This window comes from Micromonospora sp. CNZ303, from assembly GCF_004345505.1.
In genome coordinates, this window is record NZ_SLVT01000019.1 from 139688 (window position 1) to 160404 (window position 20717).

At 74.2% G+C, this 20717-nt stretch carries 19 protein-coding genes; 12 read left to right on the top strand and 7 right to left on the bottom strand.

Features of this window, described 5'->3' with window-relative positions:
- Positions 1–5 precede the first annotated feature (5 nt).
- From EV374_RS25835 to EV374_RS25845, 3 genes are all read left to right on the top strand, one after another.
- On the top strand, positions 6–1112 hold the full coding sequence (locus EV374_RS25835) for a CapA family protein (RefSeq protein WP_207914555.1): 1107 nt from the start codon (positions 6–8) through the stop codon (positions 1110–1112).
- A gap of 96 nt (positions 1113–1208) precedes the next feature.
- Positions 1209–1520, top strand: a complete 312-nt coding sequence (locus EV374_RS25840) for an FCD domain-containing protein (RefSeq protein WP_486485967.1) — start codon at positions 1209–1211, stop codon at positions 1518–1520.
- A complete protein-coding gene (locus EV374_RS25845) occupies positions 1517–2812 on the top strand; it encodes an MFS transporter (protein WP_486485963.1) in 1296 nt (431 codons plus the stop codon). Before EV374_RS25840 ends, EV374_RS25845 begins: the two co-directional genes overlap by 4 nt.
- Positions 2813–2917: 105 nt before the next feature.
- Here EV374_RS25845 and EV374_RS25850 read toward each other — a convergent pair whose 3' ends face one another.
- Positions 2918–3337, bottom strand: coding sequence for a hypothetical protein (locus EV374_RS25850; RefSeq protein ID WP_132239706.1), 420 nt, complete (start codon positions 3335–3337; stop codon positions 2918–2920).
- Between the two features lie 185 nt (positions 3338–3522).
- On the opposite strand from EV374_RS25850, the gene EV374_RS25855 reads away from it, so the two are divergent.
- Both EV374_RS25855 and EV374_RS25860 read left to right on the top strand, forming a co-directional pair.
- The gene (locus EV374_RS25855) at positions 3523–4608 is read left to right on the top strand and encodes an S-(hydroxymethyl)mycothiol dehydrogenase (protein ID WP_132239707.1); all 1086 of its coding nucleotides are present in this window, start codon (positions 3523–3525) and stop codon (positions 4606–4608) included.
- Entirely contained in the window at positions 4608–5237 is a 630-nt protein-coding gene (locus EV374_RS25860) for an MBL fold metallo-hydrolase (protein ID WP_132239708.1), read from the top strand. The genes EV374_RS25855 and EV374_RS25860 overlap by 1 nt, the downstream gene beginning before the upstream one ends.
- A 128-nt stretch (positions 5238–5365) precedes the next feature.
- Here EV374_RS25860 and EV374_RS25865 read toward each other — a convergent pair whose 3' ends face one another.
- Positions 5366–6310 (bottom strand): sensor histidine kinase, encoded by a 945-nt coding sequence (locus EV374_RS25865; RefSeq protein WP_486485964.1) that lies wholly within the window; start codon positions 6308–6310, stop codon positions 5366–5368.
- A 364-nt stretch (positions 6311–6674) separates the two neighbouring features.
- Between EV374_RS25865 and EV374_RS25870 the strand changes: the two genes are divergently transcribed.
- From EV374_RS25870 to EV374_RS25880, 3 genes are all read left to right on the top strand, one after another.
- On the top strand, positions 6675–7802 hold the full coding sequence (locus tag EV374_RS25870; RefSeq protein ID WP_132239709.1) for a DUF3626 domain-containing protein: 1128 nt from the start codon (positions 6675–6677) through the stop codon (positions 7800–7802).
- Between the two features lie 235 nt (positions 7803–8037).
- Entirely contained in the window at positions 8038–8745 is a 708-nt protein-coding gene (locus EV374_RS25875; protein WP_132239711.1) for a hypothetical protein, read from the top strand.
- Between the two features lie 1126 nt (positions 8746–9871).
- Complete coding sequence (locus EV374_RS25880) at positions 9872–10468, top strand: hypothetical protein (protein WP_132239713.1); 597 nt, start codon at positions 9872–9874, stop codon at positions 10466–10468.
- 203 nt (positions 10469–10671) lie between these two features.
- On the opposite strand, the gene EV374_RS25885 is transcribed toward EV374_RS25880, so the two are convergent.
- Complete coding sequence (locus EV374_RS25885; RefSeq protein WP_132239715.1) at positions 10672–12096, bottom strand: MFS transporter; 1425 nt, start codon at positions 12094–12096, stop codon at positions 10672–10674.
- Between the two features lie 85 nt (positions 12097–12181).
- The gene (locus EV374_RS25890) at positions 12182–12418 is read right to left on the bottom strand and encodes a hypothetical protein (RefSeq protein ID WP_132239717.1); all 237 of its coding nucleotides are present in this window, start codon (positions 12416–12418) and stop codon (positions 12182–12184) included.
- A gap of 203 nt (positions 12419–12621) precedes the next feature.
- On the opposite strand from EV374_RS25890, the gene EV374_RS25895 reads away from it, so the two are divergent.
- From EV374_RS25895 to EV374_RS25905, 3 genes are all read left to right on the top strand, one after another.
- Positions 12622–13752 carry a geranylgeranyl reductase family protein gene (locus EV374_RS25895; protein WP_132239719.1) on the top strand — a complete coding sequence of 377 codons (1131 nt, stop codon included), beginning with the start codon at positions 12622–12624 and terminating at the stop codon, positions 13750–13752.
- Between the two features lie 258 nt (positions 13753–14010).
- Positions 14011–14202, top strand: coding sequence for a hypothetical protein (locus EV374_RS25900; protein WP_132239721.1), 192 nt, complete (start codon positions 14011–14013; stop codon positions 14200–14202).
- Between the two features lie 252 nt (positions 14203–14454).
- Positions 14455–16131 carry an ABC-F family ATP-binding cassette domain-containing protein gene (locus EV374_RS25905; protein WP_132239723.1) on the top strand — a complete coding sequence of 559 codons (1677 nt, stop codon included), beginning with the start codon at positions 14455–14457 and terminating at the stop codon, positions 16129–16131.
- Positions 16132–16319: 188 nt separating this feature from the next.
- Here EV374_RS25905 and EV374_RS25915 read toward each other — a convergent pair whose 3' ends face one another.
- Entirely contained in the window at positions 16320–18110 is a 1791-nt protein-coding gene (locus tag EV374_RS25915; RefSeq protein ID WP_132239725.1) for a 5'-nucleotidase C-terminal domain-containing protein, read from the bottom strand.
- 212 nt (positions 18111–18322) lie between these two features.
- Here EV374_RS25915 and EV374_RS25920 point away from each other — a divergent pair, with 212 nt between their 5' ends.
- Positions 18323–19225 (top strand): SDR family oxidoreductase, encoded by a 903-nt coding sequence (locus EV374_RS25920; RefSeq protein WP_132239727.1) that lies wholly within the window; start codon positions 18323–18325, stop codon positions 19223–19225.
- A 175-nt stretch (positions 19226–19400) separates the two neighbouring features.
- On the opposite strand, the gene EV374_RS25925 is transcribed toward EV374_RS25920, so the two are convergent.
- Both EV374_RS25925 and EV374_RS25930 read right to left on the bottom strand, forming a co-directional pair.
- Positions 19401–20060, bottom strand: coding sequence for a nucleotidyl transferase AbiEii/AbiGii toxin family protein (locus tag EV374_RS25925; RefSeq protein WP_486485965.1), 660 nt, complete (start codon positions 20058–20060; stop codon positions 19401–19403).
- The gene (locus EV374_RS25930; RefSeq protein ID WP_132239731.1) at positions 20057–20398 is read right to left on the bottom strand and encodes a hypothetical protein; all 342 of its coding nucleotides are present in this window, start codon (positions 20396–20398) and stop codon (positions 20057–20059) included. Before EV374_RS25930 ends, EV374_RS25925 begins: the two co-directional genes overlap by 4 nt.
- Positions 20399–20717 lie beyond the last annotated feature (319 nt).

The window sequence follows — 20717 nt, forward strand, 5'->3', positions numbered from 1 at the left end:
GCCCGGTGCCCGAGCTGACCCTCTTCCTCGGCGGCGACGTGATGACCGGTCGGGGCATGGACGCGACCCTGCCCGCGCCCGGCCCGCCCGAGCTGCGCGAACCGGCGGTACGCGACGCCCGCGACTACGTCGACCTCGCCCGGGTCGCCAACGGGCCGGTTCCGCGCCCGGCGCCGCCGGCCTGGCCGTGGGGCGAGGCGCTGCACCTGCTCGACGAGCTGCGGCCCGACGCCCGCGTGGTCAACCTGGAGACCGCGGTGACCGGCCGGGGCGAGCACGCCCCGGCCAAGGCCATCCACTACCGGATGCACCCGGGGAACCTGTCCTGCCTCGCCGCGGCCCGGCTCGACGTCTGCGCCCTGGCCAACAACCACAGCCTCGACTTCGGCCCGGTCGGGCTCACCGACACCCTCGACGCGCTGGCCGGCGCCGGCATCGCCACCGCCGGCGCCGGCCGGGACGCGGCGTCGGCCTGGCGGCCCGCCCGGGTGCCGCTCGGCCGGGCCGGTCGGCTGCTCGTCTGGTCGGTGGCCGTACCGTCCAGCGGGGTGCCCCCGCCCTGGGCGGCCACCGCCGGGTCGCCCGGGGTGGCGTACCTGCCGGAGGTCTCGGTCGCCTCGGCGGACGCGCTGGCCGGACGGATCGCCGCCGTGGCCGGGCCGGGGGACCGGGTGCTGGTCTCCGTGCACTGGGGCACCAACTGGGGGTACGAGGTGCCGCCCGCGCACGTCGACTTCGCCCACCGGCTGGTCGACGCCGGCGTGGACGTGGTGCACGGCCACTCGTCGCACCATCCCCGCCCCGTCGAGGTGTACCGCGACCGGCTGGTCCTCTACGGCTGCGGCGACCTGGTCGACGACTACGAGGGCATCGGCGGGCGGGAGGCGTACCGCCCGGAGCTGCGGCTGCTCTGGCTGCCGACCCTCGACGCCGCCACCGGGGCGCTGCGGCGCCTGCGGGCGGCCCCGGTACGGATGCGCCGGATGCGGCTGGAGCGGGCCGCGCCCGACGAGGCCGGCTGGCTGGCGGGGCTGCTCGGCGGCTTCGGCCCACCCTTCGCGCGCGGGTTCACCGTCGACGGCGACGGGCTGCTGACGCTCCACCCCCGCTGACGGTGGCCCGCGCCACCCCCGGCGGGGGCGCGGGACGCGCCGAGCAGGCGGGGCCCACGATAGATACATGACGCATCCCTCCCCGTCGCCGCCCGGCTGGCCGAGATGCGGGACGCGCACGCCGCCGGTGACCTGGCCGCGCTGATGCAGGCCGACCGGGCGTTCCACGCCACCGTCGTGGACGCCGCCGGCAACGAGATCCTCGCCGAGCTGTACCAGCGGCTGCGCGACCGGCAGCTGCGGATGGGGGAGGCCAGCTTCCGGCTCTCGCCCGGCTGGGCCGAGACGGCGCTGACCGAGCACACCGACCAGCTCGCCGCGCTCGACTCCGACGACCCCGGGCGCTGGCTCGCCGCCGTCGCCGCGCACATCGACAACGCGGCGGCCGTGCTGCGGGCCCTGCGGTGAGGGTGCTGACCGCGCCGCCCGCCCCGCTCCGCTCGGCGGGCGGCCTCGTCTGGGGCGTGGCCGTGTCCGCGTACGTGGCCGCCGTGTTCCACCGCAGCTCACTCGGCGTCACCGGCGTCGACGCGGCACACCGCTTCGAGGTCAACGCCTCGGCGCTGGCCACCTTCTCCGTCGCCCAGCTCGCCGTGTACGCGGCGATGCAGGTCCCGGTCGGCGTACTGCTCGACCGGTTCGGGTCCCGCCGGCTGCTCATCGCCGGCGGCGCGCTGATGGTCGCCGGCCAGCTCTGCTTCGCCCTGGCCACCGACGTGCCCCTGGCGATCGCCGCCCGCGTGCTGATCGGGCTCGGCGACGCCATGACGTTCATCAGCGTGCTGCGCATCGTGGCGCTGTGGTTCCCGGGGCGGCGCTACGCGATGATGACCCAGCTCACCGGCACGCTCGGCCAGCTCGGGGCGATCCTCGGCGCCGTACCGCTGGTGGCCCTGCTGCACTCGGCGGGCTGGACGCCGGCCTTCCTCACCGCCGGGGCGGTCGGGGCGACCGTGCTGCTGATGGTCGTCGTCGCCGTCCGGGACACCCCGGGCGGGCCGGTCCCGGCCGGCGCGGCGCCCACCCTCACCGACGTCCGCCGGGAACTCGCCGCCGCGTGGGCCCAGCCGGGCACCCGGCTGGGGCTCTGGACGCACTTCGTCACCCAGTTCTCCGGCGCCGTGTTCGCCCTGCTCTGGGGCTACCCGTTCCTGGTGCAGGGGCAGGGGCTCAGCCCGACCAGGGCGGCGTCGCTGCTCACCCTGATGACCGCGGCCATGCTGCTGACCGGGCCGGTGGTGGCGCACCTCTGCGCCCGGCACCCGTTCCACCGCTCGGTGCTGGTCTTCGCGATCACCGGCGCCACCGCCGTGGTCTGGGCCGTCGTGCTGGCCTGGCCGGGACGCGCGCCGGGCTGGCTGCTGGTCACGCTGGTGCTGGTGCTCGCGGTCAACGGCCCGGCCTCCCTCATCGGCTTCGACTACGCGCGCAGCTTCAACCCGGTCAACCGGATCGGCAGCGCCACCGGGGTCGTCAACGTCGGCGGCTTCGTCGCCTCGATCGTGCTGGTGCTGGCCGTCGGCGTGGTGCTCGACCTGGCCACCCCGGCCGGTCGGGCCACCCCGGACCTGACCGCCTTCCGGTGGGCCTTCGCCGTGCAGTACGTCCTCTGGGCGCTCGGCGCGGTCCAGGTCCTGCGCTACCGCAACGCGGCCCGCCGCGAGCTCGCCGCGCGGACCCCCGCCGCGACGCCGACCTGACCCGCCGCACCGCCCCCGGGTGGCGCCCCCCGCCCTCCCGGGCCGGGGCGCGTCTCCGGCGCAGTCGCGGCCCGTGGGGTGCAGGAGGCCGCCGGCGCCGGGGCCTCAGCGCCGCCGTCGGCCGTGGGTGAGGTCGTCCAGCACCAGGGTCAGGCCGGCCCCGAGCAGCCAGACGTCCTTGGCCAGGCCGATGCCCTGCTGGGTGGGCCGCATGCTGCCCGCCTCGCGCATCCCCGGCGTCCTCAGGTAGAGCTGCACCAGGCCCGCGCCGAACGCCGCCAGCCCCAGACCGGCCAGCGCCGACGGGACGAACGGCGCGAGCAGCGCGGCGCCCAGGGCGATCTCGGCCCGGGAGAGCAGCCGGGCGAACCGGTCCGGATCGAGCTTGCCGAGCTGCGGGACGGCGCCGACGGCCATCCCGTGCACGCTCTGCGCGGCCTCCCCCTCCAGCGACCGCTTGCCGATCCCCGAGTTGAGGACGAACGCGCCGATGCTGACCCGCAGCGGCAGATGGCTGATCCTCATGGCGCACTCCCGTCCGAGCGTCGAACCGTGCCCCCGCCTACCCCTCGCCGCCCGCGATAACCGCCCGACGGCCCCGGTCGTCCGCGACGATCGGGAGTAGGTTCGGCCCGAGGAACGTGATCGGGTGCCGCGTCAGGGCACCGACGGACGGCGGCGCGACGCGTCGGCGTGGAGCAGGAGGAAACGTGAGCCAGGAGGTCAGGGGAGTCATCTCCCGCAGCAAGGGCGCGCCGGTCGAGGTGACCACGATCGTGCTGCCCGACCCGGGGCCGGGCGAGGCGATCGTACGGATCCAGTCCTGCGGGGTCTGCCACACCGACCTGCACTACCGGGAGGGCGGCATCAACGACGACTACCCGTTCCTGCTCGGCCACGAGGCCGCCGGCGTCGTCGAGCAGGTCGGCGAGGGCGTCGACGGCGTCGCGCCGGGCGACTTCGTGGTGCTCAACTGGCGGGCCGTATGCGGCGTGTGCCGCGCCTGCCGCCGGGGCCGCCCGTGGTACTGCTTCGCCACCCACAACGCGGCGCGGAAGATGACCCTCACCGACGGCACCGAGCTCACGCCCGCGCTGGGCATCGGCGCCTTCGCGGAGAAGACCCTGGTCCACGCCGGGCAGTGCACCAAGGTCGACCCGGCCGCCCGGCCCGCCGCCGTCGGACTGCTCGGCTGCGGCGTGATGGCCGGTCTCGGCGCCGCCATGAACACCGGCGGGGTCACCCGGGGCGACTCGGTGGCCGTGATCGGCTGCGGCGGCGTCGGCGACGCGGCGGTGGCGGGCGCCGTGCTGGCCGGCGCGACGACGATCGTCGCGGTGGACACCGACCCCCGCAAGCTCGACTGGGCCCGCAAGTTCGGGGCCACGCACACCGTCAACGCCCGCGACGACGACCCGGTCGAGGCGATCCGCGCCGCCACCGGCGGCTTCGGCGCCGACGTGGTGATCGACGCGGTAGGCCGCCCCGAGACCTGGAAGCAGGCCTTCTACGCCCGCGACCTGGCCGGCACCGTCGTGCTGGTCGGCGTGCCGACCCCGGAGATGACCGTCGACCTGCCCCTGCTCGACGTCTTCGGCCGCGGCGGCGCGCTCAAGTCGAGCTGGTACGGCGACTGCCTGCCCAGTCGCGACTTCCCCATGCTCACCGAGCTCTACCTGCAGGGCCGGCTCGACCTGGACGCCTTCGTCACCGAGGAGATCGCCCTCGACCAGGTCGAGGAGGCGTTCGCCCGGATGCACCGGGGCGACGTGCTGCGCTCGGTGGTGGTCCTCTGATGGCGGCCCGCGTCGACCACGCCGTCACCTCCGGCACGTTCTCCCTCGACGGCCAGACCTTCGACGTCGACAACAACGTGTGGGTGGTCGGCGACGACGCCGAGTGCGTCGTCGTCGACGCCCCGCACGACGTCGACGCGATCCTCGCCGCCGTCGGCGACCGACGGGTCCGGGCGATCCTCGCCACCCACGCGCACGACGACCACGTCCGGGTGGCCCCGGCGCTGGCGAGGGCCACCGGCGCCCCGGTGCTGCTGCACCCCGCCGACCGGGTGCTGTGGGACATGGTGCACCCCGACGAGGCGCCGGGCGGGGAGCTGCGCGACGGGCAGACCGTCGAGGTGGCCGGGACCGCGCTGACCGTCCTGCACACGCCCGGCCACAGCCCCGGCGCGTGCAGCTTCCACGCGCCGCAGCTCGGCGTCGTGTTCACCGGCGACACGCTCTTCGCCGGCGGGCCGGGGGCGACGGGACGCTCGTACAGCGACTTCGGCACGATCGTCGCCTCGATCCGGGACCGGCTGCTCACCCTCCCGCCGGAGACGGTCGTGCACACCGGGCACGGGGAGAGCACCACCGTCGGGGCGGAGGCTCCCCACCTCGACGAGTGGCTGGCCCGCGGGCACTGACCCCTGCCAGCGGCCCCGGACAGCCGCTCAGCGACTGTCCGGGGCCCGCGCCGCGGCCGGCGCCGCCGCGTGCGGTCACGCCGGCGCTCTCCCGGTCACCTTCCGGGGTGACGCCGTCGAGCGCAGGGTCACGCCGGGTGCCGCACGTACATCCGGACGGTCGTCCCGGCGGCGGTGGTGTGCACGCGGACCAGGTCGCACAGCGCCTGCACGATGACCAGCCCCCGGCCGCCGATGCCGTTCGCGGCCGGGGTCAGCCGCCCGGCCAGCGGGTCGGCCAGCCAGCCGTCGTCGCGGATCTCGCAGACCAGGTGCTCGGCGGTACGCCACACGCGCAGCACGCCGGTGCCGCCGGCGTGCGCGACGCTGTTCGTCGCCAGCTCGGTCACCGCGATCTGAAGATCGGCCAGCCGGTCCTCGTCCAGCCCCACGGCCGCGCCGTGCCCGGCCACGAACCGGCGCACCGAGGACAGCGTGTCGACCTCGTAGACCAGCGCCGAAACGGGCTCCGTCGGGCTCGCCAGGGGCTCGTTGTAGCGGGCGACCACGTCCGCCGGGGCGTAATGGGCACTCGGCCGTCGCCCGGCGTCGTCGACGAGGATCGGGTGCGTGGCGTACGCGTCGGCGAGCACGTCGGCGTCGAGCCCGGCGACGTCGTACGGGCAGAGGATGGTCGCCTCGCGGCCGGCGAACGCCATGTTGATCAGCGCCTCGTGCTGGGCGCACGCCGGATACTCCGTGTCGCTGCGCCCGGCCCAGATCGGCTCGCCGATGATCCGCGCGCGGCGGCCGGCGTGCTGGTCGATGAACGCCTGCAACACCCAGGGGATGATCCGTCCCGGGTTCCGGCCGGCCTCCGACATGTCCGCCCAGCGCACCGCGTCCGTGGGGCCGACGGCGTCGCGGACCAGCCGCAGGTTCGCGCCGGGCATCGCGACCAGCACCGGCTCCCCGGCGGCCAGACCGTCGGTGATGAACGGCACCGTGCCCGCGAGCAGACCCTCCCGATCGCGGTAGAAGAGCCCCTCGTGCACGAAGGCGCCCGCCGCCTGCGCGTGCCGCGCCCCGGTCACGCCGGCTGTCCCAGAATGGTGGCGGACCCGGTCTCGCGCGGCCGCCGGTGGTGGCGGCACCACGCGACCATCCGGCGGGGCACCTGCTCGACCACCGCACCACCAGTCATCCGTCGCCTTCCGCTTCGGGTCCCACTGTAATCGCCGGTCCGGGTGCCGGCCCACCGGGTGAACGCCGCCGCCCATCCGGGCCGGCACGGGCCGGGCACCGCCCGCCCACGGCCGTGACCACGGGTCACGATCGCTCGTGCGGTGGCGACTGCCGGGTGCGCCCTTCGAGGGTGGGACGACAGCCGCGACGCCTCGCCCTCCGGCACCGAAAACGGGGTGCGTCCCGGCCCGCTGGTGAGGGAGATTCGTCGCCGTGCGACCCACCACCGAACCGGCCGCCACGCACACGGCGCCGGCACTCACCCCCGCCCAACGCGCCGCCCTCGCCCACGTACGCGAGGCGGCGCTGCGCGAGCGCCCCGCCGCCCTGGCCGCGATCGCCCGGGCGCTCGCCGGCTCGGGTGTCGCCCACGGGCCGGAGCACCTGATCGCGGCGGTCGGCGCGAACGGGCGGCTCACCCTGAACTTCCACCCGGACCGGCTGCTCGCCGACGGGCGTACGGTCGCCGACGCCCTCACCGCCGAGGGCGTCTACCGCAGCCAGTTCGAGACCGGCATCTCCAACGGCGGCCTGACGGCCTTCCTCGGCGGCGACCGGGACCGTTGGGAGGAGTCGCTCTTCGGCGGCGCCTACCAGACGGCCGGCGTACGCCCCGCCGACCGGCCGAAGTACGGCGGCCTGAACCTGCTCGACCACCCGGACGGCGCGTGCCCCCGGTTCGGCTCCTGCCACCTGCGGCTGCGTCCGCAGGTGCTGGCGCGGGCCACGTTCTGCTTCGGCGACAGCCACCTCGGGCCCCGCGACCTGGGCACCGTGGACGTCTTCGAACCGGTGCTGGCGGCCCTGCTGGCCGCGACCGACGGCACCGGGGTCAGCCTCGGCGTTCCGGGCGACGTGGTGACCCTGACCCGGGCGCTGCTGCGCCGGCGCGAGGACGCCGCGTGGGCCCCCGGCGCGGCGGGCCGTGCGCTCGACGACTACATCGAGGCGCAGGTCCACGGCGAGCTGAGCCTCGCCCGGGACGTGGAGGCGCTGGTCGTCGACCCGTCCTTCCGAGGCACCGGGACCGGGGCGACGCTCGCCGCGCTCGCCCGGCGGCACGGCTTCGCCCTGTGCTGGCATGCCGGGTTCGCGCTGCCCGTCGACCGGATCGACGCGGAGTTCCGGGGGCCGGCCATCCCGCCGCTGGCCGCCCGGGTGCACGCCGAGTTCGCCCGGCCGGGCGAACTGGTCGACGCCGCCCTGATCGGCCGCGCGGCGGTCTCGGTGGTCACGGAGCCGGCCCGCTGGGCCGACCGTGGGCCGACGCAGGTCACCCTCCAACACCTCAAGCAGCTCTGGCACGTCCTCGTGCGCTTCGGCGCCCCCTACGCCGCCTAGGCCGATGGCCCCCGGACGTTGCGATCGCCGGGGGCGCGGACGGGCCGGGCCCGTCACGAGTGTCGAGTGACCCGGGTCACAGTCGATCGGTACCCGCTCATATCCGGAATGACCGACAGAGCGGGCTGGTTGTGTCCCCCGTACCGCCGGAACCGAAACCCCGTCCGGCGCGGAAGTTTCCCCCGAAGGAGTGCTCATCCAGGGAGCGCTTCGCCTGACCGAAAGGGCAACCATCGTGAAGTACGACTTCACTCGATGGCTCCCGGCCATTGCGAAGGACTCGAAGGACTCGAACCGCAAGGTCGCGCTGAGCGTGGTGGGTGTCGCCGCCCTCGGCGGCCTGGCCCTCGGGCCGACGGCCGTGGCCGCCCCGGTCACCTCCGTGCCCCACGAGGGTGCCGTGGCGGCGATCGAGCAGGCCACCGGCAAGGGCAGGCCGGGCGCGGCCGAGGAGTCGGCCCTGACCACGGGCGGTACCACCACCAAGCCGTCCGCCGACAAGCCCAGCCGCGAGGAACTGGTCCCACACGGCGTGCAGGGCGCCCAGTCGCGCATCCCGCTCGACGACGCGCAGCTGGCCAACGCCAAGGCCATCATCGAGGAGGCCAAGGAGACCGGCGTGGGGGAGCGGGGCGCCGTGATCGGGATCGCCACCTCGCTGCAGGAGTCGAAGCTCTACAACCTCGGCCACCTGGGCGCGTACAACGACCACGACTCGCAGGGCCTGTTCCAGCAGCGTCCGTCGTCGGGCTGGGGTTCGCCCGACCAGATCACCGACCCCGAGTACGCCTCGCAGGCGTTCTTCAGCGCGCTCAAGAACGTGGGCGGCTGGCAGGACCTGCCGCTGACCTCCGCCGCGCAGACGGTGCAGGTCTCGGCCTACCCCTTCGCGTACGCGCAGTGGGAGGAGCAGGCGGCGGACATCGTCTCCCAGCTCTGGTGACACCCGCGTGACACCGGCCGGCCCTCGCCTCGGGGGCCGACCGGTCGCGTCCACGCCGCCGCCGTGATCCGGACCGCTGTCGCGTTCATGCTGACGACGCCCTCGTCCGGTCCGCTGTCGGTCCAAGCCGCCGTCATCCGGTCCGCTGTTCGCCCGCAGCCGGTGCAGCGTCTCGTCGCCGTGACCAGCCTGTGTCCCTGTCGAGCTGCCCCGTTCACGAGACCACCTCCCAGCCCGGGCGCGCGCCGCCGTCCGAGGCCCACCGGTGGAACACCATGGGTGTCACCGGGGCCGCGAGACACCCATGGTGTTCCACCGGTGACCGGGTCGCCGGCGTCCCTGCTCAGATCCGTCCGCTGCGCCTCCGGCGCGCGGCGGTACTCGTGGGGCTGTCCGGCGGTGGGGACCGGCCGGCCACTCGCCGATCCTGGTGGGGGCTCGAATGCGTCGCGCGGCCAGGTGGTCACTTTCCACTGCGAGGTCGAGCGCAGCTGCACCTCCCGCCGCCGGCCATCAACCGATCTTGGAAGGAACAGGGCCCGCCAGGGGCCCGAATCTGCCAAGGTCTCCGCAGGCGCCGATGAAGCGTCCCGTGCATGGGCCGTCCGGTTCATGCCCCGGAGTCCGGATAAGGGCTCCGTCGCGGCGGGCGTGACCATCGGTACGCTCGCTGCGGACCCGGTCTGTGGTCGTCTGGACCGTCCAGTGACGAGATGTCCGGTCTAGGCGTGTGACCGGGGACATCGTGGGGGCGGAATCGTGGCCGGGGCGGGGTCGTTACACCATGCGTACGACCGAGCAAGGCCACCCCGCTGAGGTCACGCCGCCCCGACAGATGGCGGGCCCGGCCCCGGAATGATGGCGGGCCGGCGGTGGTTACACATGGTCCGGCCGACGCGAGGGCAACCCCCGCCCCGCACGACAGCCCGGCCCACTTTCCGGCCCGCACGGGTCGGACACACGGCCGGCACGGCCGATCTGATCTTCCCTCCGGCTTGATCGTCGGAGATCCTCTCCAGTTTCCGCTGGAGATCCCCCGTGAGTTCATGAGCGCCGGACGGTGCTTGCACCCGCGTGAGCCGATCCCCCTCGGTGTGGGTGCCGACCCCCGAATGGAGCGTTTCCGATGAACACGATCATGCGTAAGAGCGTTCTTGGTATCGCTGGCCTGGCGGTCGCCGGTGGTCTGGCTGCCGGTCCGCTGAACCACGCCAACTCCGGTGTCGAGGTCGAGGCGGGCTCGCCGATCACGGCGGTTGCGGTGCAGGCCGACAAGCCGGACATGGGCAAGCTGGTGCCGCATGGGGTGCAGGGTGCGCAGTCGCGTATCGACCTGTCGGATGAGCAGGTGGCGAACGTGAAGGCGATCATCGCGGCGACGAAGAAGGCCGGCATGGACGAGCGGGCCGCGGTGGTGTCGATCGCGACCGCACTGCAGGAGTCGAAGCTGGAGAACCTGGGTCACCTCGGTGACCGCAACGACCACGACTCGCAGGGCCTGTTCCAGCAGCGCCCCTCCAGCGGGTGGGGCACGGTCGAGCAGATCACCGACCCCGAGTACTCCACCACCGCGTTCCTGAAGGGCCTGAAGCAGGTCGACGGGTGGCAGGACATGCCGCTGACGAAGGCCGCGCAGACGGTGCAGGTGTCGGCGTACCCGGACCACTACGCCCAGTGGGAGCAGATGGCCGCCGACCTGGTGGCCGAGCACTGGAACAGCTGACAGCAGTAGACGGATCGCCGCTGGCCGGCACCCCACCTCGGGGTGCCGGCCAGACGCATGTCGGGCCACGGTGACGGGTGGCGGAGCGGGGCGAGCGCGGCGACCTGGCGTCCCGCCGGCGGGTGCTGGCCGGGGGCGTCGGCCGTCGTGGCAGCTGGCCCAGGGCTGGCTCGACGCCCGGCTGGAACTGCTGGCCACCGCCGTCACCGGCGGTGGCCGTAGGCGACGCCGACCAGGGCCGCGACCAGCGCGAGCGCGATCACCCCGGCGGCCAGCAGCAGCGAGTGCCGGAACGCGAGCGAGAAGTCCCCGCCGCTGGCGGCCAGCGAGGAGAAGAAGACCGAGCCGACGGCGGCGATCCCGGCGGCGGAACCGATCCGCTGGCCGGTCTGGAGCATGCCGGCCCCGCTGCCCGCCTGCCGCACCGGCACCTGGGACAGGGTCAGCGTCTGGTTCGGCGCGATCACCAGACCGCTGCCCAGCCCGGCCACCAGCAGGGGGGCCGCCGTCAGCCACGGCACGGCGGCGCCCCTCGGGGCCAGGTTCAGCACGACGACCACCGCGACGAGTCCCACCACCACGGTGAGCAGCCCGACCGCGACCAGGGGGCGCCCGAAGCGGTCGACGATCCGGCCGCCGAGCGCGGACGCCGCGGCCGAGCCCAGCGCGAACGGGGTGATGGCCAGGCCGGCGACCAGCGCGCTGTAGCCGAGGCCGTTCTGCAGGTAGAGCGTGAAGATGAAGAAGATCGCCGTGAAGCCGCCGAAGTAGACCAGCGCGATGAGCGATCCCAGGGCGTACGACCGGAAGCCGAACAGCCCCAGGTCGAACAGCGGCTCCTGGCGGCGGCCGTACCACCGTTCCCACGCCCCGAAGCCGGCCAGGGCGAGCAGCCCCGCCGGAACGAGCAGCCACTTCGCCGGGCTCCGCCATTCCTGCTGCACCAGCGGCAACAGCACGGCCAGCACCCCCACGCCGAGCAGCAGCACCCCGACGGGGTCCAGCCGCCGGTGGTCGCGTGGGCCGGCGGGTCGGCCGGGGAGCAGCCGCCAGCCGAGGACCACCGCGAGGATGCCGACGGGCACGTTGACGAAGAACACCCACCGCCAGCCGTGCGCCTCGCCGCCCACGGCGATCAGCAGGCCGCCGAGCAGCGGGCCGACGGCCGTGGAGATGCCGATGGTGGCACCGAGCAGCCCGAACGGGCGACCCCGCTCCGGCCCCTGGAAGAGCTCCTGGATGAGCCCGGTGACCTGCGGGTTCACCACCCCGGCGGCGGCGCCCTGGAGCAGCCGGGCCGCGATCAGCCACCCGGGCGAGGCGGCCAGCCCGGCCAGCGCACTGGCCAGGGTGAACAGGGCGATCCCGAAGACGAACGCGCTCCGCCGGCCGCGCGCGTCGCCGAAGCGGCCGGCGGAGACCAGCACCAGCCCGAACGTCAGGGCGTACCCGGAGAGCACCCACTGCAGGTCGCTCGGGGAGGCCCCGAGGGCGCGGTCGATGGACGGGACGGCGACGTTGACGATGCTCACGTCGAGCAGCGTCATGAAGGCGGCGACCAGCCCGACCCCGAGGGCCTGCCAGCGGCGCCGGTCGTCCGGCGGCGCGGTCGTGTCGGTCGGGCTCATCGCGCCTCCCGTGGACCGGTCTTCGGGCATCGTCGAGCGCTACCCCGGTCCCCGGGAGGCGAACCATCGCGAGGCGCTCGGCGGCTCACGCCATCTGGCGGGCGCAGAACCGGGGACCGAAGTCCAGCCCGGCCATCGGCGAGTCCTCCCGGTGCAACAGGTTCTTCTCGGTGAGCTGGTGCAGCGGCGCCCGCAGCTGCTCCTCGGTGAGACCGGCCTCCTCGGCGATCAGGTCCGGGTACGGCACCTGTCCCCGGGCCTCCAGCGCGGCGACCGCGTCGTACACCCGCTCCTCGACATCCGACAGCTGCACCTGCCGCATGGCCTTTCCTCCTTCGCCTGTCCCGCCCCTGCGCGGGCGGTCACGTCGCGCGATTACCCGGTGGACGGGCGAAGATGCCCACCCGATCGGGCGGTGCCGGTGGCCGCGCTCTGGCCGAAGGCGCCCCGGCAGGCGCTGGCCAGGCTGCACGTGCTCGCCGCGCCGTCGGAGCCGCGGGCCGTGGCTTGCCCTAGGCTGCACCAGTGATCGTCTGGGATCTCGCCGTCGTCGGCGCCGGCCCCGCCGGGCTCTCCGCCGCCCACGCCGCCGCCCGAGCGGGCGTGCGCACACTGGTGGTGGAGCGCGCCGCGCACCCGCGTTACAAGACCTGCGGGGGCGGGCTGATCGGCACCTCGCTCGCGGCGGTGGCCGGCCGGATCGAGGTGCCCGCGCACGACCGGGTCGACCGTGTGACGTTCACCCGGGACGGGCGTCGCCGGTTCACCCGCCGCCATCCCGGCGGGCCGCTGGTGAGCATGGTGCGCCGGGAGGAGTTCGACGACCGGCTGCGGGCCGCCGCGGTCGCCGCCGGTGCCGAGGTGCGCGAGCGCGTCGCGGTCCGCGCGGTCGAGCAGGACCCCGACGTCGTACGCCTGAGGCTGGCAGACGGGGACACGGTCCACGCGCGGGCGGTGGTCGGGGCGGACGGCTCCTCGGGGGTGACCGCCCGGCACGTGGGGGTCCGCCACCGGCAGGTGGACCTGGGGCTGGAGCTGGAGCTGCCCGTGCCGCCGGAGGAGCAGACCCGCTGGCGGGGCCGTCTCCTGCTGGACTGGGGTCCGCTGCCCGGCTCGTACGCCTGGGTCTTCCCGAAGGGCGACCGGCTGACGGTGGGGGTGATCGCCGCCCGGGGCGAGGGGGAGCGGACCAGGGCCTACCTGCGCGGTTTTGTCGACCGGCTGGGTCTCACCGGGGTGGAGCCGGCGCACGACTCCGGCCACCTGACCCGTTGCCGGGCCGAGGACTCGCCGCTGCGTCGGGGCCGGGTCCTGGTCGCGGGCGACGCTGCGGGGCTGCTGGAGCCGTGGAGCCGGGAGGGGATCAGCTACGCCCTGCGGTCCGGCGAACTGGCCGGCGCGGCGGTCGCCGCCGGTGACCTGGCGGGCTACGAGCGCGCGGTCACCCGGGACCTGGTGCCGTCGATGCGCGCCGGGCACCGGCTGCTCGACGTGTTCGCCCGTCGGCCGGGGGTCTTCCACGCGTTGTTGGCCACGCCGCCGGGCTGGCGGATGTTCGTACGGTTCTGCCAGGGCCGGGCGAGCTTCGACGAGACGCTGCGTCGCGCCCCGGTCCGGGCGGTGCTGGCGCTGCTGGACCGGCCGCAGGTCGGCTGAACCCGGCCACGGCGGCCCACGTCCGTGGCCGCACCTTCTGAACCCGGCCACGGCGGCCCACGTCCGTGGCCGCACCTTCTGAACCCGGCCACGGAGGCGCATGTCCACGCCGCCTGGCGCGTGTCGGCACGCCGCCCGGCCTGCCGACACGCGCCACACGGCACCGGCCCTGGTCTTTCGCCCAGGATCCTAGGATGCCTTAACGGTAGTGTCCGACGTCACCACCGCACACAATGATGACGTCGAGGGAGAGAAGTCATGGCAGAAGACCGCTCCGGACCGGCGTTCACCGACGACGAGTACGACTTCCTGCGGCACGTGCGCTTCGGCGAGCTGCCGCCCGCGGTCCGCCCGGAGGAGCGGACGGCGCTGACGGAGACCGATCCGCGGCGGGACCAGCCGGATCCGGGCGACGAGTGCGACCGGTGGGACCTGCGGCACGGGGCATGAGGAACGGGGCCCAGCTCCCTCGTCGTTCCTGCCGGTTCTTCCTACGGCCCGCCCGACGGGGTGAAATCCGGCCGAGCGGGCGCGCCCGCGCTGCTAGCCTGGCCGTCATGGCACGAGGTATCTGGTCGCAGAAGGTCCGCTCCGCCCGCTGACGGCGGCGCCTGCTCTCTGCTGAATCCGCGCTCGCCGTCCCGGTTCCCGCCGGGCGGCCGCTTGCTGCTGCCCGGCTCCACCACGAGCTGCGGAGCACCCTTGAACCTCGCCCCGACCCCCGAAACCCTGTCCCTGCCCGTCACGGCGGGCGGCGTCGCGCACGTCCGCGCCAACGGCGTCGCCGTCGTCCGCGGCTCCCGACGGGTCCTCGACGACGTGTCGGTGACTGTCTCCGCCCGGTCCCGGATCGCCGTCGTCGGCGAGAACGGCCGCGGCAAGACGACGCTGCTGCACGTTCTCGCCGGCCTCATCCCGCCCGACGAGGGCACCGTGCACCGGGCGGGCACGATCGGCCTGGCCCGGCAGGAGCTGTCCGCGCGTGACGGCGAGACCGTCGGCACCCTGACGTCCGAGGCGCTGGCCGCGTCGTTGGCGGCCCTCGCCGCGTTGGACGAGGCGTCGCTCGCCGTGGCGGCGGGCGATCCCGGCGCCGGGGACCGCTACGCCGTCGCGCTGGAGGCCGCCACGGGGCTCGACGCGTGGGACGCCGAGCGCCGCATCGATGTGGCCCTGGAGGCCCTGGGCGCGTGCACGGACCGCGACCGGGCGTTGTCGGAGCTCTCCGTCGGGCAGCGCTACCGGGTACGGCTGGCGTGCCTGCTCGGCGCGCGGCACGACGTGCTGCTGCTCGACGAGCCGACCAACCACCTCGACGCCGACGGGCTGGACTTCCTGACCCGCAGGCTGCGCGAGCACGACGGCGGCCTCGCCGTCGTCAGCCACGACCGGGCGCTGCTGCGCGACGTCGCGGACCGGTTCCTCGACCTCGACCCGACCCGCGACGGGACGCCGCGCCTGTACGCCGGCGGCTACGACGCCTGGCAGGACGCCCGGCGCCGCGAACGTGAGTCCTGGGAGCAGGACTACGAGGAGCAGCAGGCCGAGCACCAGCGGCTGCAGAACGCGGTGTCCAGGGCCCGCGACCGGCTCTCCACCGGCTGGCGGCCCGACAAGGGGACCGGTAAGCACCAGCGCCAGTCCCGCGCGCCGGGCGTCGTGCAGGCTCTGCACCGCCAGCAGGATGCCCTCCAGGCGCACCGGATCGACGTGCCGGAGCCGCCGCCGACCCTGCGGTGGCCCGACCTGAGCGTCCGGCGGGGTGCGCCACAGTTGCGGGCGTACGGCGTCGCCGTCGACGGGCGCCTGGCCGACCCGGTCGACCTCACCCTCGACGGCGGCGACCGGTTGCTGGTCACCGGGGCGAACGGTGCCGGGAAGTCCACGCTGCTCGCGGTGCTGGCCGGCGCGCTCCAGCCCACGGGCGGGCGCGTCTGGAGGGCGAAGGAGGCACGGATCGCCCTGATCGACCAGGAGACCGCCCCGCACGACCCCGGCCGCACCGCCCGCGAGGTCCACGCCCGCCACGTAGGGCGGCTGGTGGCCCGCGGGGCGCTCCGCGACGCCGAGGCCGTCCCGCTCGGGGCGCTCGGGCTGCTGGACTCCGATGCGATGCGCACCCCGGTCGGGCGGATGTCGCAGGGGCAGCAGCGGCGTCTCGACCTGGCGTTGGCGCTGGCCGGGCGGCCTGGGCTGATCCTGCTCGACGAGCCGACCAACCACCTGTCGTCGGCGCTGGTCGACGAGTTGACCGAGGCGATCCGCGCCACGAGCGCCGCCGTCGTGGTCGCCACGCACGACCGGCAGCTGCTGCGGGACCTCGCCGACTGGCCGCGCCTGGAGATCGGCCGTCGGGTCACCGGCCGCGAACGACGCTGACCCAGCTCGCGAGGCCGGCCCGGTGCCACGTCGCCTACGTGGCACCGGGCCGTCGTGCCGTCGTGCCGCCGGGCCGTCGTGCCGTCGTGCCGCCGGGCCGTCGTGCCGCCGGGGCCGTCGTGCCGTCGTGCCGTCGGGGCCGTCGTGCCGCAGGCGATCAGCCCACGGCCCGTCCGGTGATGCGGGGATCAGAAGACCGGCACGCCCTCGCGCACCAGCCGCCAGTTCGGCTGGAAGAAGTCCGCCGGGTCGATGGTGCCCTTGGCCTGCGCCCAGTCGATCAGCAGCTGCCGGATCTCCTGCTGCGCGTTGTAGACCTGGGTCTTCACGATGCCTGGGAAGTTGCCGCCGCCGCTGCGCCGGTAGTTGTTGACCGCCACCACGAACTGCGCGTTGTCCGCCACCGGCGTGTCGGTGCCGGGCAGCACCAGGCGGGTGACCCGCTGCCCCACCGGCCTGGAGATGTCGATGTCGTAGTCCAGGCCGGAGAAGACGTCGTAGTTGTAGTCCGGCACGGCCGGGTCGCTGATCGTCGCCGGGTCGACCGGGGCGCCGGGGGCGAGGGTCCGGAAGTACTTCGCCGAGTACTCCAGGTAGGCGCGCACCTCCGCGCCGCTGAGCACGACCGCCTCGAGGGTGTTGTCGAAGACGTACAGCCCGGCCACGTCGCGGATCTTCACGTCGCCGGCGGGGAAGACCGCGGTGCGGCTGAACGGTGCCGCGATCGACAGCACCGGCAGGTCCGCGTACGCCGTGCCGGCCAGGGCCTGACCGACGACCTCGGTCTGCACGTGGTTGATGAAGTCCAGGATGGGGGTGTCCCTGTAGCGGCTCTCCGCCGCCGACAGCTCCACGGTGGAGCGGGCCACGACCTGGTTGACGTAGGCGACGGTCTTCTGGTGCTGCGCCCGTACGGCGGCGAGGACCTTCGGGTCCTCGACCACGGTGTTGGTGTTCAACAGGGCGGCGGCCTTCTTGGTGATCTTCCAGCGGCCCCGCTCGCGGGCCAGGGTGAAGTCCATCCGGCTCAGCCGCTGGCCCCACTTCGACGGCTCGGTGAGCAGCACCTGCTCGCCGGTACGCTCGTTGGTCACGAACTTCTCGGCGACCTCGGCGTGGGCGTGGCCGAACAGGATCGCGTCGATGCCGGGGACCTGCTGGGCGATCAGCGCCGTCGGGTTCTCGATCGGCAGCTCCGGGCCGTAGCTGGAGGTGCCGCTGTCGCCGCCGTGAGCGGAGATCAGCACGATGTCGGCGCCGCGCGCCCGCATGATCGGCACGTACGTCGCGGCGGTGGCGATCATGTCGTCGAACCGCAGCTTGCCCTCGACGTTGGCGCGGTCCCAGATCGCGCTGCCGGGGTTGGTCAGGCCGAGGATGCCGACGCGCAGCGGCGGCGCGGCGAAGCCGACGTCGACCTTCTTGATGACGTACGGCAGGAAGGCCGGCTTGCCGGTGGCGACGTTGACGGCGTTGGCGGCCAGCGCCGGGAAGCCCAGCTGCGAGATCCACTTCGCCAGCAGCGGCAGGCCGTAGTTGAACTCGTGGTTGCCCAGCGTCACGGCGTCGTAGCCGAGCACGTTCATGGCGTTGGCCATCGGGTGCGTCGCGCCGGTGGTGGTGATGGGCTCCTGCTTGGCGTAGAAGGTGGCCAGCGGGGTGCCCTGGATGGTGTCGCCGGCGTCGAGCACCAGCGTCGCCTTGCCGCGCCGAGCGGCGCGGATCTGCTTGACGAGAGCGGCCAGCTTGGCGACGCCCACGTCGTTGTGCTTGCTGTCGTCGTACTCGGCGTCGGAGTAGTAGTCCCAGTTGTAGACGTTGCCGTGGGTGTCCGAGGTGCCGAGGATCGTCAGGTCCCAGGTCCGCGACCGGGCCGGGCCGGCCGCCTGGGCGGGGGTGGCGGCGATCAGCGGGACGCTCGCCGCCGCGGCCGCGGCGGCGAGCACCGTCCGACGCGACGGGCCGGAGGGAGAGGTCATGAGGTGCCCTTCCATGGGGGTTCGGGACGCCCGGTGAGCGCCGAGCGCACCATAAACGAGCGTCGGTCACTCCTGCCACAGCCGCCCGAGGTGTTTCATCACACCGGCGCGCAGGGGCCTGGTCATGTAACACGGCGACGGCCGTTTCCGCTTGCCGCCGCAGGGTAGGGCGTGGGAGACCCCAGACCCGACCGGTGCGCGAGGAGACGTCGGTGAGCGAGGACCAGCACACCCAGCAGGACCCCACCAGCCAGTACGGCCAGCAGGAGGGACAACCGAAGCAGCAGCAGACGCCGCCCGGCTCGACGGAGGAGATGACCCCGAAGCCGGACCACGGCGAGGAGTCGTACCGTGGCAGCGGCAAGCTCGACGGCCGGCGGGCGTTGATCACCGGTGGTGACTCCGGCATCGGCCGCGCGATCGCCATCGCGTACGCCCGGGAGGGCGCCGACGTGCTCATCTCCTACCTCAGCGACGAGGAGGACGCCGACGCCCGGGAGACCGTCCGGCTGGTCGAGGAGGCCGGCCGCAAGGGCATCGCGGTACGCGGCGACATCACCGACGAGGGACACTGCCAGGAGCTGGTCGAACGGGCCCTGCGCGACCTCGGCGGGATCGACATCCTGGTGAACAACGCGGCCTACCAGATGGCACAGGACAAGGGCATCCTCGGTATCAGCGACGAGCAGTTCGACCGGGTGCTGAAGACCAACCTGTACGCGATGTTCTGGCTCTGCCGGGCGGCCGTGCCGCACATGTCCGAGGGCTCGGCGATCATCAACACCTCGTCGATCCAGGCGTTCGACCCCTCGCCGCAGCTGCTGGACTACGCCACCACCAAGGCGGGGATCGCCAACTTCACCAAGGCGCTCGCCGCCGACCTGGCCGAGCGGGGCATCCGGGTGAACGCGGTGGCGCCGGGCCCGATCTGGACGCCGCTGATCCCGGCGACGATGCCGAACGAGAAGGTCGAGAAGTTCGGCCAGGACACCCCGGAGGGACGCCCCGGCCAGCCGGCGGAGCTGGCCCCCGCGTACGTCTTCTTCGCCTCCCAGGAATCCAGCTACGTCACCGGCGAGATCCTCGGCGTAACGGGCGGCCGCCCCACAAAGTAACCCCGCCCCGCGCCGCCCCGCCCGCGTTGACCCGCGTCGATCATGCACTTGTGGTGCCCCGCAAAAGGGAAGGATCAGCACTTCCCGCACACCACAAGTGCATGATCGACGCGCGAGAGGGGCGGGGCGTGCGGGGTGCGGGGGGACAGGGTGCGGGGGAGAGGGTGGGGTGGGGTCAGCGGGGCCAGGGGGTTAGGCGGGTACGGATTTGGGCTACGGCGGCGGGGTCCAGGCCGTAGCGGGCGAACCGGCGGTCGGGCAGGCGGTCCAGGTAGCGGCCGGCGGCCCGGACGTCGTCCTCGTCCAGGGCCGGGTCGAGCTGGCGGGCCAGGTCCAGCAGTTCGGCCACGTCGTGGTGTTCCAGGGCCGCCGCGACGTCGATGTAGTCCCGGACCTCACGGCGGTTGACCAGGGCGGCGGTCTTGTTCGCCATCAGGTCCCGCACGTCCATCACCGGGCCGAGGTCCATCACCACCGGGCTCCGGTGCCGGTCGAGGCGGGCCAGGCTGAGCCGGATGAGCCGCCCGTCCCGGCTCACCACGAAGTCCCTCAGGTCCCGGTCGAAGCCGTCGAACAGCTCGGCCAGCTCGCTGTCGGGGTCGGCGTCGGTCACCTCGAACCCGGCCCGCTCCAGTGCCGTCCGCACCCCGTCCGCCGCCGCTGCGGCGGCCCCCTCCACGTCCGCGAACAGGTCCACGTCCTCCGTCGGGCGGGTCACCAGCCCGTGCGCGGCCCAGGCCACCCCGCCGCCGAGCACGAACCGGTACGGCCCGGCAGCGGACAGGGCCACCCGGGCCACCTCGCGGTAGAACTCGTGCGGGTGGGCGGTGCTCACGCCGTACGTAGCCCCCGGTGGTGGCTCTCCCACGCCTGGCGTACGCCCCGGGGCAGGTTGAGCAGCCGCCACACCCGGCGCAGCGTGCGCCCGTTGATGAGCAGCCGGAGATCCTCTGCGCGGGTGGTCTCGCGCAGCACGTTCTCGTACATCCAGAGCAGTTCGTCCGGATCGCCCAGGTCGAAGGTGCGGTCGGAGTTCCACATCAGCCGCACCGGCAGCTCCACCACGCCACGGGTGGGGCCGGTCAGCTCGGTGAGGGTGCGGGCCACCACGGCGGGCCGGCCCGGACGGGCCAGATGGGCCGCGCGGGTCGGAGCGGGGGAGAGGGCCTGCATGCTGTCAGGGTAACCCCAGGTCGGGCCGCTGGGGATCGCGGTTTCGCCGGTGTCGCGGGCGGCGGGGCGTCATCGGGATGTTTTTCGTGCTTTTTGTACGGCGGTGAGCGCGGGCTGCCGTGGCTGGCTTGAGCGCGGGTTGCCGTGGCTGGGTTCGGCGTGATCACCGTGGTTGGTTTTTTCGGCGGCGGCGGCGGCGGCGGATGGTGGTGCGTGGGGTGGTTGCGGTGCGTCGTGGTGGGGGTGTGGCCCGCCGTGCCCGGCTCCGGGCGGTCAGGCTTGATCCCTGCGCCGGGCACGGCGGGCCACACCCCGTCGG

What these genes read in the sequence shown, in the direction of transcription:
- EV374_RS25885 (WP_132239715.1), bottom strand. Translation starts at nt 12,096, where the DNA reads ATGAGCCCGACCGACACGACCGCGCCGCCGGACGACCGGCGCCGCTGG.
- EV374_RS25900 (WP_132239721.1), top strand. Translation starts at nt 14,011, where the DNA reads ATGGCAGAAGACCGCTCCGGACCGGCGTTCACCGACGACGAGTACGAC.
- EV374_RS25930 (WP_132239731.1), bottom strand. Translation starts at nt 20,398, where the DNA reads ATGCAGGCCCTCTCCCCCGCTCCGACCCGCGCGGCCCATCTGGCCCGT.
- EV374_RS25880 (WP_132239713.1), top strand. Translation starts at nt 9,872, where the DNA reads ATGAACACGATCATGCGTAAGAGCGTTCTTGGTATCGCTGGCCTGGCG.
- EV374_RS25850 (WP_132239706.1), bottom strand. Translation starts at nt 3,337, where the DNA reads ATGAGGATCAGCCATCTGCCGCTGCGGGTCAGCATCGGCGCGTTCGTC.
- EV374_RS25915 (WP_132239725.1), bottom strand. Translation starts at nt 18,110, where the DNA reads ATGACCTCTCCCTCCGGCCCGTCGCGTCGGACGGTGCTCGCCGCCGCG.
- EV374_RS25860 (WP_132239708.1), top strand. Translation starts at nt 4,608, where the DNA reads ATGGCGGCCCGCGTCGACCACGCCGTCACCTCCGGCACGTTCTCCCTC.
- EV374_RS25890 (WP_132239717.1), bottom strand. Translation starts at nt 12,418, where the DNA reads ATGCGGCAGGTGCAGCTGTCGGATGTCGAGGAGCGGGTGTACGACGCG.